This window comes from Bradyrhizobium sediminis, assembly GCF_018736105.1.
Taxonomy (GTDB): Bacteria; Pseudomonadota; Alphaproteobacteria; order Rhizobiales; family Xanthobacteraceae; genus Bradyrhizobium.
Window position 1 is genome coordinate 2730786 of record NZ_CP076135.1, and the last position, 13966, is coordinate 2744751.

Genomic DNA, 13966 nt, shown 5'->3' on the forward strand with positions numbered 1-13966 from the left:
CTTGAAGTTTCTCTTGAAATTCCTCTTGGGTTTTCGGTGAGCGTTTTCGATGAGTTCTGATTCAAGCGTTGCCCGGCGTCGCGCCGACGCATGGTTCTGGCCTTTGGCCGCGGCGCTCGCATTTTGCGCTTTGGCCGGTTTCGGCGCGCATGCAGCGAGTATCCAGCCGCTGGAGATCGTCACCAAGAGCGGCGTGCATGTGTTCTCGGTCGAGATGGCGACGACCGACGAGGAGAAGCAAACCGGCCTGATGTACCGCAAGGAATTGCCGGACGGGAAGGGGATGCTGTTCGACTTCTCGCCGGAGCAGCAGATATCGATGTGGATGAAGAACACCTACATCTCGCTCGACATGATCTTCATTCGCGCCGACGGCCGGATCCTGCGCATTGCCGAGAATACTGAGCCGGAGTCCACCAAGATCATCTCGTCGGGCGGGCTCGCCAAGGGGGTGCTGGAGGTGATCGCCGGCACGGCGCAAAAATACGGCATCGCGCCCGGCGACAAGGTGGCCCATCCGCTGTTCAATCGCCGCTGAGGGCCAGCCGCAAGCCGCCTTGCTGGCAGGGCTTGAAGCGTGTAACGACATGGTTTCCCAACAATCGGGGTATAGCGCAGCCTGGTAGCGCGGCAGTTTTGGGTACTGCAGGTCGTTGGTTCGAATCCAGCTGCCCCGACCAAATAGCTTCGTTTCTTCAAATGGTTGGCGCTGCGGATTTTCAGGGCGCTTTAGCTGTCAGATAGTAGCCTCGGCCAGTTCGTTGGGCGACTGAGAGAGCTGTGCCTTCGCGTCGTGCAGCGAAAACGCAGGACCATCGTAAAGAAACGAGCACTGGTGGATGACGATGTTTCCAGCATCCACGTTGACGAGGGCGTAGTCCGGCGCCTCATGCGTTCCCGGGATGTGGCCCTCGGTCTCGAAATCGAACGCGACCTGATGGGTCAACGCGCGCTGGATATGGAAGGGTATGCCGCGCCAGGTTCCGGCGATCGGCCGGTGCAGATGGCCCATGAACATATGGTCGGGCTTGCGGGTGCGGGCGATGACGTCCCATTCGGCCTCGCCGTTGGCGAGCTTGATGGTGTCCATATAGCGCAGGCCGCTGTCGAACGGCGGATGGTGCTGGAACAGCAATAGCGGCCGGTCGGCAGGTGCGGAGCCGAGCGCATCGGCCAGAAAATGCAGCCGCACATCGCACAGGATTCCGGCATGGTCAGGCGTATCCTCGTTCAGCGTATCCAGCGTGACGATGGTCGCGGCGTCGAAGATATGCACGGCCTGTACGAAGCCGTCGGCATCGCGATCGGCGCCTGGAAATTCGGCCCGGAAAGCCGCGCGTTTGTCATGGTTTCCCATCATCAGGATGGTGGGGGCGTCGAGCCCTGCGAGCACGCCGGCGAGACTGGCATAGGCCGCCTGTTCGCCCCAATGCGCGAGGTCGCCGGACACGATGACGAAGGAAATGTCCTTGTGGGTCGCGTTGATCTTCTCGACCGCGATAGCGAGGCGTTGGGCCGGATCGAGCCCGTACAGCTTTCTGCCGCGCGGGACGAAATGCGTATCGGTGAGGATGACAAATTTCATCGCTGCATGGTCTCCCGGTTCCACATTGCAAAATCCGGCGATCCCTCGGTCCGGATTGCTCCCTGGTAGCCGAACTCGACCATGTGCACGGTGACATAGTCGAGGCCGACGAACGCGACGCCATAGGCTTCCGGCAGGTCGGACGCGCTCAGCATCAGCTTCTCCGAAAACAGGGGATAGCTGGCGTGATTGGTGCCGCGCAGCGAGGTGGCGGGTACGCCGGCTACCGAGCCGCCCAGCGGCAGGTGGCAATGACCGAAGAAGATGTGCCGGATCTTGTCGCGGTGCCGTCCGACGATCCGGCGGAACGCCGCGTCGTCCAGGAGCCGGATCTGGTCCATCGGGCCGAGATGCGTCGGCATCGGATTGTGATGCATGAACAGCAGAAACGGCCCGTCATGTTCGGACAGCCGCTGCTCGAGCCAGTCCTGCCGCGGTGGGCAATAGCGGCCGGCATGGGTTTGGGGTTCGGTGGTGTCGAGAAACAGGCAGCGGCCGGCGGCAGTGTCTTGAAATCCCTGCGCAAAGCCATCGGACTCGGCATATTCGGGGAAGACGCCGAGGAAGTCCTCGCGGTTGTCGTGATTGCCGATGCAGAGCCGGACCGGAAGCGGAAAGCCGTCGAGCCGGCCTCGCAACCACTCGTAGTCCGCCCGGTCGCCCCAGTCGGATAGATCGCCGGTTATCACCATCAGCTCGGCGTCGCTGTGGTCCGCAACGACGTGCCGGAGCGCCCGTTCGAAATTATGGCGGGGGTCGCGGCCGCCGATGGTGCTTCCGGGGGCGGTCAGATGGATGTCGCTTAGATGGATGAGCTTCATGGTGAACCTCGCTGCGATCGTCAGCGGGGCGCCGTGGCACCCCGCTGTATTGGGTCAAGGCGGGCGCGTGCCCGGGTGCGCAGATCAGCGCGCCGAGCCGACCGATCGCGGCAGCAGTTTCTGCACGTCGGCGGCCATGTCGGCGAGCACGGCATCGGGCTCCTTGGTGCGCGTGCCGCTGACGATGGTGTTGAGGTGGTCCTTGATGACGTCGGTGATCTTCAGGCCGTTGTCGCCCGGGAATGCGTACCACTTGGTCAGGAGCGGCAGCTGCTTGACCGCGGTGTAGTTGTTCGGGTTCTTGACGTAGAAGTCCTTCAGATAGACTTCGTTGGTGACCTTGTTGGGCGGCATATAGCCGGTGGTCTGGGCCATGATCGCCGCGCCCTTTGGGCCGGTCCAGAACTTTACTACCTCCCAGGAAGCGTCGCGCTTGGCCTTGTCCTTGGCGAGGATCATGACCACGTTGCCGCCGGCCGGCAGCCGGCCGTTCGGGCTCACGACGTCGGGGAAGGTATGCGTCTTCAGCTTGAACTTGTCGCCGATCATCTGCGTCACCTTGTTCAGGTCCGAGGTCGAGGTGACGTGGATGCCGGTCTTGCCGGCGGCGAACGCCGCGCGCATTGCGGGCTGATCGAGGTTGGGCATGCCGCCATCGCTGACGAGGCGCGCCAGCGTCCGGATAGCGAACTGGCCTTCCGGGCCGTTGAACGCCACCTTGGTCTCATCGGCGTTCAGCATCGAGCCGCCGCGGGAGAACACCGGCGCCTGCCACAGCCAGTTGCCGGTGATGTCCCAGGAATAGGTGATGCCGTTGACGTCGGGCGCGCTGGCCTTGATCTTTTTGGCCAGATCGATGATGCCGTCCCACGTCGTCGGCAGGTTCTCAGGATCGGCGCCGGCCTTCGTGGCGAGATCGAGATTGACATAGACGATCGGCAGCGAGATCGCGAACGGCAGCGCGTAAACCTTGCCGCTGGAGGTGCCGATGTCGAACATGGCCTGGTGGAAGCCCTGCTTGTCGAAATCTTTTTCGGCAGCGATGTAGCCGTCGAGCGGAGCGGGAATGCTCTTGTCGACGAGCACGCGGATACGGTTGAGGCCCTGGAAGCTGACGTCGGGCATCTGGCTGGTGACGGCCTCGCGCAGCACGCGCTGGGTGCCGTCCTCGTAGGATTCATAAGGTGCGCGCAGCGTCACCTTGATGTCCGGCCTGACCTTGGCGAACTCTTCCGCGATCTTCTTGTGGGTCTCGGTGAACAGTTCCGGGTAGGGATACTGCAGCACCACTTCGGTCTGGCTCTGGGCGTGTGCGCCGGCGACGCTGGCAAGCACCGCTAGTGCAGCGACAGTCATTCTCTTCAACATCGATATCTCCTTCGTTACGATTGCACCTGAGGTCTATTTGATGCCGGTCAGCGTGATGCCCTCGATGAACCGGCGTTGGGCAAGCAGGAACGCGACGACGAGCGGCGCGATGATGACGATGGCGGCCGCCATCAGCGGGCCGTAATTGGTGCCGGCTTCCTCGTTGCGGAAGCTGGCGACGCCGAGCGGCGGCGTCCGCAAATGTTCGCTGTTGAGCACGATCAGCGGCCAGAAATAGTCGTTCCAGTGTGCGACCACCGAGAAGATGCCGAAGGCGGTCAGGGCCGGAATCGCGGTCGGCAGCATCACGCGCCAGACGATGCCGAACTCGGAGATGCCGTCCATCCGTGCGGCCTCGATCAGGTCGTCCGGCACGGTCTTGAAGAATTGCCGCATCAGGAAGATCCCGAACGCCGAGATCGTGAAGGGCACGATCAGCGCCGCATAGCTGTCCAGGATTCCGAGCTTGTGAAACAGCAGGAACACCGGGATCGCGATCGCCTGCGGCGGAATCAGGATGCAGAACAGCACCAGTGCGAACAACACTTCACGGCCGGCGAACCGCAGCTTGGCCAGCGCATAGGCGGCGGGCAGCGCGATCAGCACCTGCAGGGTGAAGATCGATACCGTGACCACAACGCCGTTTATCAGGAACCGCCACAGATTGGCCTTGCCGAAGGCCACGGCGAAATTGTCCCACAGCGCGAAGCTGTGCGGGATGAAGTGGATATTGGTGGTGAAGATTTCGGTCTGCGGCTTCGACGCCGTCGAAATCATCCAGAGGAACGGCAGCAGGATGAACGCGGCGCCGCATAACAGCAGCACATGCCGCGCGGCGGACCAGGCGACGGTGCGGCGGTGCGGCGTCATGCGTAATGCACTCCGCGGTTCGCCAGCGCCGACTTGACCAGCGTCAGCAGCAGCACGAACACCAAGAATACCACGGTCAGTGCTGCGCCATAGCCCGAGCGGAAGAACTCGAAGCTCTCGACATACATGGTGTGGATCAGAACTTCGGATGATTTCGACGGTCCGCCCTTGGTCAGCACATGGACGGTGTCGAACACCTGAAACGAGCGGATACCGGTGATGACCACGACGAACACGGTGGTCGGTCCCAGCATTGGCCAAGTCACGAGCCGAAATCGCGCCCAGGCGCCGTGCGCGCCGTCGATTTCGGCGGCGTCGTAGAGCTGCTTGGGGATCGACACCAGGCCGGCGAGAAACAGCACCATGTTGAAGCCGAGCGCCTGCCAGATGCCGATCACGCAGAGCGCATAGAGCGCGGTGCGGCGGTCCTGCAGCCAGCTGTGACCCTCGAGCCCCATGCCGTGCAGCAGTCCGTTGACCAGGCCGAACTGCGGATGCAGCATGAATTCCCAGACGATCGACATCGCAATCAGCGTTGCCATCACCGGCAGGAAGTAGATGGTGCGATACCACGCCCTCAAGCTGCTGCCGCTCTCGATCAAGAGCGCCACGCCGAGTCCCAGCGCCACTGCTGCGGGCACCACGATCGCGACATAGGTCAGTGTGTTGCGCAGCGAGATCCAGAACACCCTGTCGGCAAACATCTCCTGATAGTTCGCAAGGCCGATCCAGGAGAATTGCGGGCTTCCGAGCTGGTAGTCGGTGAACGACAGCGCGATGACGCCGAGCAGCGGCCCGAGCAGCAGCAGGCACATCAGGACGAAGGCGGGTGCCGCCATCGCCAGCGCAGGCCGCGAGCGGTTTTGGCCTTGCGTCCTTGGCTGCATCGTTGCGACCGCTCGGCGGCCGGCCGGAATCGCTGTCGCGATGAGGGTATCAGCCAAGGGCCTTCTCCCGCACGCGCCCGCTGCGAACCGGCGCCGCGACCTCGATGCGCTTGCCGGCGGTGTCGAATACCCTGACGGCGCTGGCGGAAAAGCCGAGGTGGATCGCGCTTCCGATCGCCGGCAGCGGCCGGTCGGGGCTGACCCGCGCGAGCAAGGGCAGGTCGATGCGATCGACCCGGACGTGAACGAATGCCTCCGCGCCGAGGTTTTCCAGATGCACGACGGTGCCGGTAATGGCGCCCGGGCCGGCGCCGAGCTCCATGCGCTCCGGGCGCACGCAGACCGAGCAGCGGCCCGCCGCGGCCGGGGTGCTCAGGCCAAGCGGCCGTCCCAGTACCTCCAGGCCGCCGTCGTCGCGGACGACACCGGGCAGGGCGTTGATCTTGGGGCTGCCGACGAATTCCGCGACCCGGATATCCTGGGGATTTTCGTAGACCTCGGCCGGCGTTCCGATCTGAACGATGTGGCCCCCGATCATGACCGCGATGCGGCTCGACATCGTCATCGCTTCGGCCTGGTCATGTGTGACGTAGACGAAGGTGGCCTTCAGTTGGCGGTGCAGTTGCGCGAGCTCCGTGCGCATATGCACCCGGAGTTTGGCGTCCAGGTTCGACAGCGGCTCGTCGAACAGAAAGCCGACCGGCTGGCGTACGATGGCGCGGCCGACGGCGACACGCTGCCGCTGGCCGCCGGACAGTTGTCCCGGCTTGCGCTTGAGCAGCCCCGAAAGTTCGAGTTGGGCGGCAACGCGCTCGACCTCTTCGCGGATGCCGCGTTCGGTGCTGGCGCGGCCGGGATGGAGCCGGCCGACCAGGGGCGTGCGCGCCAGCGCGGAATGGCGTCGCATCCGCAGCGGCACGGCAATATTGTCGAACACGGTCAGGTGCGGATACAGCGCGTAGGACTGAAACACCATCGCGAGGTTGCGGGCGCTGGGCCTGATACCGTCGACCTGAACGCCTTCAATACGTACCTCACCGGAGCTCTGGGGCTCCAGACCGGCGATGACACGCAGCAAAGTCGACTTGCCGCAGCCGGAGGGGCCGATCAGCGCGATGAATTCGCCGTCCTCGATCGCAAGATCGATGCCCTTCAGGATTTCCGTCGAGTCGAATGTCTTGCGAATTGCTCTCAGTTCGATCTTCGCCATTTCGTCGGTGCCCCAACTGCAATGCAGCAATGGGCGATGATTAGGGGAGGCGCTTGACAGTCACATAACAGTCAAAGGATTTCCCTATCTTCAACCCAACCTTTCCCTCTGGCTCATTCCCGAGCGCCATGGGAGGCGATCGGTGCTGGAGGCTTGAATTGAAATGGCTTTGACGTCTTCGCGCGTGCGTGCCGTCAATGCGGTCTTTGAAGCCGGTAATTTTTCGGCTGCGGCAAGACGTCTCGGCGTCTCGCAGCCTTCGATCGCGCAGTTGGTTCGCGAACTCGAGTCCGAGTTCGATGTCAGGCTTTTTGATCGGCATGGCCATAGCCTGGTGGCAACCCCGCTTTGCCGTCAGCTCTATGCGGCGACCAACCGAATCCAAGCGATGGAAGCCGATGCGGTCGCGATCCTCGAGCAGCGTGAGGAATTGGCGGGAGGTGAACTGCGCGTCGGGCTCGGTAACTCGATGCCGGGAATGGCGCTCATTTCCTCGTTCAAGGGGGTCTATCCAAAAATCCAGATTCGCGTTGAAATCGGTAACTGGTCGGACATCGTGGCCGCCGTTATCGACCGGCGCGTCGACGTCGCAGTACTCCCCGAAGTACCCCAGGATCGCCGCTTTCGATCGGAGGTTTGCCTCAGCCAGCGGGTCGTCGCGATTTGCCATCCCGGGCATCCGCTAAATCGGTGCCAGGTGCCGATCGCCGAATTGATGCAGTACCCTCTGGTGTTCCGCACCGGAAATTCCTCAACCCAACGCGTCGTAGACAAGGCTTTCCGTGCAGCAGGACTGCGGCCCGAGCCCGCGATCGTCGTCAATACAAGGGAAGGCATGCTGGAGGCGGTGGCGAACCAGCTCGGCATCGGGTTTATCTGGGAGCACGGGTCAAGCCGCATCGATCGGATCGCGAAAGTCGTGGTGACGGAAATGGACGTTGAACTGCCCGAGTATATTTTCTCGCTGATCGGCGCGAAGGGAAAGCTCGTGGAATTGTTCTTTCACTCTCGCAGCCTGCTGCCATAGGGGTCATCGGCCTGTCGCAAAACCTTCGGCCCAGAGTCAAGTTGAGCGGGCACCCTTCGTCGCGATTCGACGAGGGCGCCGGGGATGACTTTTGCAATACGCGCGAAACACTTTCTGACCAGACGGCAGTTGCTGGTCCGTTCAGCATCGACGGTCGCGCTGGCGGGGATGGGAGGCCTCGCGATTCCCTATCTGAGCCGCGCCGCGGATCGCCCGCGGATTGCAGGCGGAATTGCATCGGGTGATGTCGCAGCCGATTCCGCTGTCATATGGGCGAGAGCCGATCGGCCGGCGCGCATGCTGGTGGAGTGCTCCACCGATGAAAGTTTCAGGACCATCATTGGCGTCGCATCGTCGGAAGCGTTGCCGGATTCCGACTTTACTTCAAAATTGCTGATCGAGGGCCTGCCGCCCGGGCATGACATCTTCTATCGGGTGCGCTTCGAAGATATCACCGAGACCGGGATCGCGGGCGAAGCGCAGACCGGGCATTTCCGCACGGCGCCCGTTGAGCGCCGCTCGATCTCGTTCGTCTGGTCGGGCGATACCGCGGGCCAGGGCTGGGGCATCGATCCCTCCCGTGGCGGCATGCGAACTTACCGGACCATGCTCGAAAATCATCCGGACTTCTTCATTCATTCCGGCGATCACATCTACGCCGATTGTCCGATCCCGTCCGAACTGAAAATGCCGGACGGCAACATCTGGCGGAACATCGTCACGGAAGAGAAATCCGTTGTCGCGCACAGCCTCGCGCAGTTTCGCGGCAACTACAAGTACAACTTGCTCGACGTGAATTTGCGCGCCTTCAACGCGCAGGTGCCGATGCTCGCGCAGTGGGACGATCATGAAGTGACCAATGACTGGTCGCCGCTCGGAACCACCGATGAGACCGGATATGCCGAGGACGGCACGTCGAAACTGGTGGCTCGGGCAGCCCGCGCATTTCACGAGTTCATGCCGATCCGCAAGGTGCCGACGCAGGCGGGCCGCCTCTATCGCCGGATCGGATACGGGCCGCTGCTCGACGTCTTCCTGATCGACATGCGCAGCTACCGCGATTCGACATGGAACAAACGCGACGACCGCAGCGACACCTGCGTCCTCGGAGCGGTCCAGCTGGCCTGGCTGAAGCGAGAGCTCGCGGCCTCGAATGCGACCTGGAAGGTCATCGCCGCAGACCTGCCGATCGGGTTGATCAGCGAAGATGCGATTGCACTTGGCAATGGCCCGCCGGAGCGGCGCGAAAACGAAATTGCCGATCTGTTGTCGTTCATGAAGCGCGCCGGCATCAGGAATACGGTGTGGCTGACCGCCGATATGCACTATACGGCCGCGCACCGTTACGATCCGAACCGCGCGGTATTCAGGGATTTCGAGCCGTTCTGGGAATTCGTCTCCGGCCCGCTGCATGCCGGGACCTGGGCGCCCGGCCAACTGGATAATACATTCGGTCCGGTGGCGGCGTTTCAAAAGGGCTGCAGCGCAGAGCAGGGCGAGAACCTCGCGCCGTGTTTCGGACTGCAGTTCTTCGGCCGCGTCGATATCGACGGCCGATCGGAGGTCATGACGGTGACATTGAAGGACGTCGACGATCGGGACCTGTGGTCTGTCGACATCGAGCCGCGGCCGGACGCGCGACCGGCCCGAACCTTGGCTCAGTATTGAGCCGATTGGCGCAGCCCCACGGCAGGTACCGCCAATCGCGTGCTCGCCATGATGCAATCCCCCCGAAGCGGCGTTCTATTGACCGGCCTGCATCTCTTTTCGCCTGGTCCGAGGCGGGACCGCCTTTGACTTCCGAAGATGGTCGTCACCAGTGCCGGATCGCCAGCTCGCTATTTCAGCAAGCTCTGCCTCGGGCCGCGTCGCGATCGTCTCGCGTCGGCCCAGATAGAGCTTGCCACTGTCGCCGTCGATGGTGATCCAGTCGCTTCCCGATATCGTCGTGCCTGCGAGCTGCGCGCGGTCGGCGGCGCCGTCGATCGTCATGCCGCTGCATCCGACGACGCAGGGCTTCCCCATCTGGCGCGCGACCAGCGCTGCATGCGCGGTGCGGGCGCCTACCGATGTCACAATGCCTGCCGCGACGGCAAAACCCGCGACGTCGGCGGTGCTGGTATCGGGTCGCATCAGAATCACCGGGTCACCTGCGGCTGCCAGGCGTTGGGCGCTTTCGGAGCAGAACGCCGCGCGTCCCACCGCGATGCCGCCCGACGCGCCGATTCCGACCGTGACGGGATCGTCCGCCGATGCCAGCGAGACCTGGACGAGGGCGGCAAGATCGATGCCGTCGAGCCGCTGCAGCGCTTCGGACCGGGTCATCAGTCCCTCGTTCACGAGGTCGATGGCGATCCGGATCGCCGCACGCGGCGTCCGCTTCGCCGAACGCGTCTGGAGAATCCACAATTTGCCGTCCTCGATCGTGAACTCGACGTCCTGGACGTCGCCGAACTCGCGTTCGAGGCGCTTGAGAATTTCCTTGAGTGCGGCCGCGATCGTCGGCATCGCGCGGGCGAAGGTCTCTTCCGTGTCGGGCGTCCGGCGCCCCGAAACTACGTCTTCCCCCTGGGCATCGAGCACGAGGTCGATCATAGGCTGCGGCTGGCCGGTTGAAGGATCCCGCGAGAACGCGACGCCGGCCCCGGATGAAAGCCCGCCATTGCCGAATACCATGGCCTGAACCGTGACCGCGGTACCACGGAGATCGTCGAGTCTCTGGAGACGGCGGTAGGCCTGCGCCCGCTCGCTCATCCAGGACCGGTATACGGCCCTCGCCGCGCTGTCGAGTTGCGCCGTCGCATCCTCGAGCCAGTCGTCGTCGCGATCCTCGATCATCGCCTGTTGGTCGCCGGCGAGACGTTCGAGCGCCTCGCTATCGAGTTCACGGTCGTCAGTGACGCCCTCGCTGGCGATGAGTTCGGCGAGGTGCGCCGCGAACGGCCCGGGATCGAGGCCCAGCACCGTTTCGGTGTAGCTCTCGAGAAAGCGCCGCCGGCAATCCCATGCCAGTCGCGGCCGGCCGCCGGACCGGATCAGGCCTTGCACGGCGGTCGACGTGCAGCCCACGTCGAGCACGGTGTCGAGCATGCCCGGCATCGATCGCGCCGCTCCCGACCGCACCGAAACCAGCAGTGGCTGACGGACGTCGCCGAAGCGTTTTCCGGTCGCGCTCTCGAGGAACTCGATGCCCTCCTTCAGTCTGTCGCGCAGGTGGCGCTCGGCATGCGCATCCCCGTCGATGATAGCAGCGCAGAGCTTGACCGGGAGCACGAAGGCCGGCGGCACCGGCAGACCGAGGGCGGCCATCCGCGCCAGGTTGGCGGCTTTGGCGCCGATCGCGTCGGCGGAATGTTGTTCGGTCGAAACACCGCCGATACGCACAATATGCATAGGCTGGCCCTTCCTAGGCTGACAGATCGGTCATGACGTGCCGGCGCAGCAGATGCCCGAATCCTGCGAGCCGGTCGGTGGCGCGCTCGATGGCGCGGGCAAGCTCGAGAACCGAGAGCGACGTCGCGACGTCGTAGCCGCCGGCGAAGACTTGCGTGGTGACATCGCGTTCCCGTGAATCTGCGGCGTGCTCGGCATCGATCAAACGGACGACTGCGGCCAGCGCGTCTTCGGAGTCGGCGCGGCGGCCCTCCGGGACTTCGATCGCGGCCGCAAGCCCCGAAGCGGCGGCCTCCGTCGCTGTCGTGGCGACGGCGCACAACGCGGCAAGTGCCCGTAGTAACGGCGGATCGATCCCGGCCGGCGCCAGCGAGGCGATGAATGCCGCCTGTTCCAGCTCATCGACGGTTTCCTCGACGCGGTCCACCAATTGTTCAATGATGGGGCCGGCATTGAGACGGGTCGCTTCCTTGCGGGCCTCGATTGCGATGCGATCGGCCTTGCGCTCGATGAGGCCGGCACGGGCCGCGAGCCGCGTACCGTCGGCCGGGCGGCCCGCCTGCAGCGCGGCAAGGTGGTGAGCGACGGCGGCGGCCACATCGTGCGCCAACCCCACTTGGCGGAGGACGGTGGTGAGCAGGGTGCTGTCGACGCGTTCCAGATGTCTGACCAGATCCGCTTCAATCTGGTCGCGCACCAGCCGGACCGATTGCCCCGCGCCAAGCGCCTCGCTCGAGACACGCATCGCGGTCTTGAGGAAATCGACCGCGGCGTTGCGTCCGAGCGCCTGGTCCAGGCGCTCACCGAAGCCGATTCGCGCCGGTGCTGCATTACGCACCGCGGCGCCGAGCAATTCATTGCCGCCGAGCTCGAGGAAGGCGCGGTGACCGAATCGTTGCTGGGCGGCCCATTCGAGAATACGGGCCGCATCGTCCTTCGCCACCCAGTTGCGCAGGAGCTTGCGCGCCTTGTTCCAGTCGATCAGGAACACCAGCGCCGCGCCAAGGGCGGTCAGGAAGGCGTTGCGATCCGCGGCGCTGTCGGCCCGATACTGCCCGGTGACGAGATAGAAGGCGTCGTCGTCGCCGAGACCGGCCGCGCTATGGCGATCGAGGCCACTCCATTTCGCCTGGAATTTATCGAACAGGGCGATGAAGAACTTCGCACGCGCCCGATGCACGTCCGTATAGGTGACCGTTACTGAGTTCCTCTTGACCGCGATGACCACCACATGGGCATCGGTGGTCCCGATATCGTTTTGAATCAGCAATCGGCCGCCCGACCGCGTCGCCATGGTATCGAGGCCAGGATGGTCGAACTTCAGGGCACGGGTCTCGTTGAGCCCCTGCATGAAACTTTCCACCGGCGCGCGGTCCTCGGGGTGCAGGCCAAAAACATGGGCGCCCGCCAGGATTTCCTCGGAGCAACCGGCGGCCAGCCGGTTGAGCGACTTGTGCAGGTCCATCACCAGCCGATGCAGGCTGTCGGCGCCGTCCTGCGCCACACCGGTCAATTTGGCGATACGCGCGAATTCGATTTCATTCGACGCCTCGAGCGTGCCGGCGGCGCGGATTGCCGCGAGCCGCGCACCCATGGTTTCGCCCTCGGACGGCTTGCCGGCGCTCACGGCCCGGATCATAGCCGTCACGTCGTCGTGGATTTCCTTCATCAGCCTGGCGAGATTGGGTGCAGCCATTCGGCCGTCGCCGGCAAAATGCGCGCCGCCGATCAGTGTCGTAAGCGCCGCAGGCGCGATGCCGGCGGCGAGACATTCGACATGCAAATCGGTGGCCGGGCGGTCGGGCTGCTGCGCGTGGCGTGATGCCGCCTGAAGCGCGCTCATGCGAACCTTGACGCGATCGTTGGCGGCCAATCCCTCCGCAACGAGCGAGGGCAGCAGAATGTCGGCTTGTCCGAGCTGCTCGATGATTTGAGATTTCATGGCTTGTCAATCCAAAGGAGGGATATGGATATGCCCGGCATTGGCGACAGTTTCATTGCGCCAGATCATTCACGGAAACGTCATATACGAAGGTGCCGCGCTCTTCGCGCCGGCGCTTGGCATCGGCAGGAGGGGCGGCCGGTCAGGTGTGGCTTGGGCGCAGTTGCCAATGGCCGACGACCCGAAATCGGGAGGCGGCGTTCTCCTGACGAAAAACGGCGATCCGGTCGATTGGCAGCGTCGTCAGTCGGCACGCGGAAAAGCGGTCCGCCAGCATCGCCAGGACCGGATCTCGCCGCGCGGCATCAAGTCGGCCCGTGAGCGTCATGTGGAAGCGGAAGTCCTCCATCGCATAGGGATATCCCCAGCGATCGAGATGTTCGCGCTGCCGCGCTGTCAATTCGGAAGGATTGCGCCGGGCGCGATCCGATTCGGTGAGCGGCGCTCGGAATGAATCGAATTCACTGACGCAATCGGCGGCGAGGCGGATCAGCTCCGGTGACGGATCCGCCGGGATCACCGCGATAAAGCCGCTGATCGAACCGACGACCGGACTGATGACCGGAATTGCCCGGGGCGTTGCGGCGAACGCCGCACAGGCCGCCACAAGCTCGGCCTCGTTCCTGCCGGGCGCCAGCGCCAGCGGCGCTTTCAGCGTGGCGTGAAAGCCGTATTTTCGCGGATCGCCGGTCAGCTCGCGCCAATCCGGTACTTCCTGCAGCATGCCGTCCGGAAAGGGCAGGTCTTCGCCGCCGTAGGCATCATAGCCGAGCAGTCGTGTGCCGAAGCGTTCGAGGCCGCTGCCGGGCGCCGGGGCATAGTAGATCGCGTAGCGCGGAAAGTCGGCCATATCAGCAGAATAG

At 63.8% G+C, this 13966-nt stretch carries 12 protein-coding genes and 1 tRNA gene; 4 read left to right on the forward strand and 9 right to left on the reverse strand.

What is annotated here, in order from left to right:
* Positions 1–49 precede the first annotated feature (49 nt).
* Positions 50–538 (forward strand): DUF192 domain-containing protein, encoded by a 489-nt coding sequence (locus KMZ68_RS12995; RefSeq protein ID WP_215611721.1) that lies wholly within the window; start codon positions 50–52, stop codon positions 536–538.
* A gap of 65 nt (positions 539–603) precedes the next feature.
* Positions 604–680: transfer RNA gene (locus tag KMZ68_RS13000), tRNA-Pro, on the forward strand.
* 56 nt (positions 681–736) lie between these two features.
* On the opposite strand, the gene KMZ68_RS13005 is transcribed toward KMZ68_RS13000, so the two are convergent.
* From KMZ68_RS13005 to KMZ68_RS13030, 6 genes are all read right to left on the reverse strand, one after another.
* Positions 737–1585, reverse strand: coding sequence for a phosphodiesterase (locus KMZ68_RS13005; protein WP_215611722.1), 849 nt, complete (start codon positions 1583–1585; stop codon positions 737–739).
* The gene (locus KMZ68_RS13010) at positions 1582–2406 is read right to left on the reverse strand and encodes a phosphodiesterase (RefSeq protein ID WP_215611723.1); all 825 of its coding nucleotides are present in this window, start codon (positions 2404–2406) and stop codon (positions 1582–1584) included. Before KMZ68_RS13010 ends, KMZ68_RS13005 begins: the two co-directional genes overlap by 4 nt.
* 84 nt (positions 2407–2490) lie before the next feature.
* Positions 2491–3774, reverse strand: a complete 1284-nt coding sequence (locus KMZ68_RS13015) for an ABC transporter substrate-binding protein (RefSeq protein ID WP_215611724.1) — start codon at positions 3772–3774, stop codon at positions 2491–2493.
* Between the two features lie 33 nt (positions 3775–3807).
* Complete coding sequence (locus KMZ68_RS13020; protein WP_215611725.1) at positions 3808–4644, reverse strand: carbohydrate ABC transporter permease; 837 nt, start codon at positions 4642–4644, stop codon at positions 3808–3810.
* On the reverse strand, positions 4641–5531 hold the full coding sequence (locus KMZ68_RS13025; RefSeq protein ID WP_215616315.1) for a carbohydrate ABC transporter permease: 891 nt from the start codon (positions 5529–5531) through the stop codon (positions 4641–4643). Before KMZ68_RS13025 ends, KMZ68_RS13020 begins: the two co-directional genes overlap by 4 nt.
* Positions 5532–5580: 49 nt before the next feature.
* Positions 5581–6741 (reverse strand): ABC transporter ATP-binding protein, encoded by a 1161-nt coding sequence (locus KMZ68_RS13030; RefSeq protein WP_215611726.1) that lies wholly within the window; start codon positions 6739–6741, stop codon positions 5581–5583.
* A gap of 163 nt (positions 6742–6904) precedes the next feature.
* Between KMZ68_RS13030 and KMZ68_RS13035 the strand changes: the two genes are divergently transcribed.
* Positions 6905–7768, forward strand: coding sequence for a LysR family transcriptional regulator (locus KMZ68_RS13035; RefSeq protein ID WP_215611727.1), 864 nt, complete (start codon positions 6905–6907; stop codon positions 7766–7768).
* An 84-nt stretch (positions 7769–7852) separates the two neighbouring features.
* On the forward strand, positions 7853–9436 hold the full coding sequence (locus KMZ68_RS13040) for an alkaline phosphatase D family protein (protein WP_215611728.1): 1584 nt from the start codon (positions 7853–7855) through the stop codon (positions 9434–9436).
* Positions 9437–9511: 75 nt separating this feature from the next.
* On the opposite strand, the gene KMZ68_RS13045 is transcribed toward KMZ68_RS13040, so the two are convergent.
* The 3 genes from KMZ68_RS13045 to KMZ68_RS13055 all read right to left on the reverse strand — a co-directional run bounded on the left by KMZ68_RS13045 (position 9512) and on the right by KMZ68_RS13055 (position 13953).
* Positions 9512–11161, reverse strand: a complete 1650-nt coding sequence (locus KMZ68_RS13045) for a PEP/pyruvate-binding domain-containing protein (protein WP_215611729.1) — start codon at positions 11159–11161, stop codon at positions 9512–9514.
* Positions 11162–11174: 13 nt separating this feature from the next.
* Complete coding sequence (locus KMZ68_RS13050) at positions 11175–13103, reverse strand: hypothetical protein (protein ID WP_215611730.1); 1929 nt, start codon at positions 13101–13103, stop codon at positions 11175–11177.
* 142 nt (positions 13104–13245) lie between these two features.
* Entirely contained in the window at positions 13246–13953 is a 708-nt protein-coding gene (locus KMZ68_RS13055) for a DUF1045 domain-containing protein (RefSeq protein WP_215616316.1), read from the reverse strand.
* Between the last annotated feature and the right edge of the window lie 13 nt (positions 13954–13966).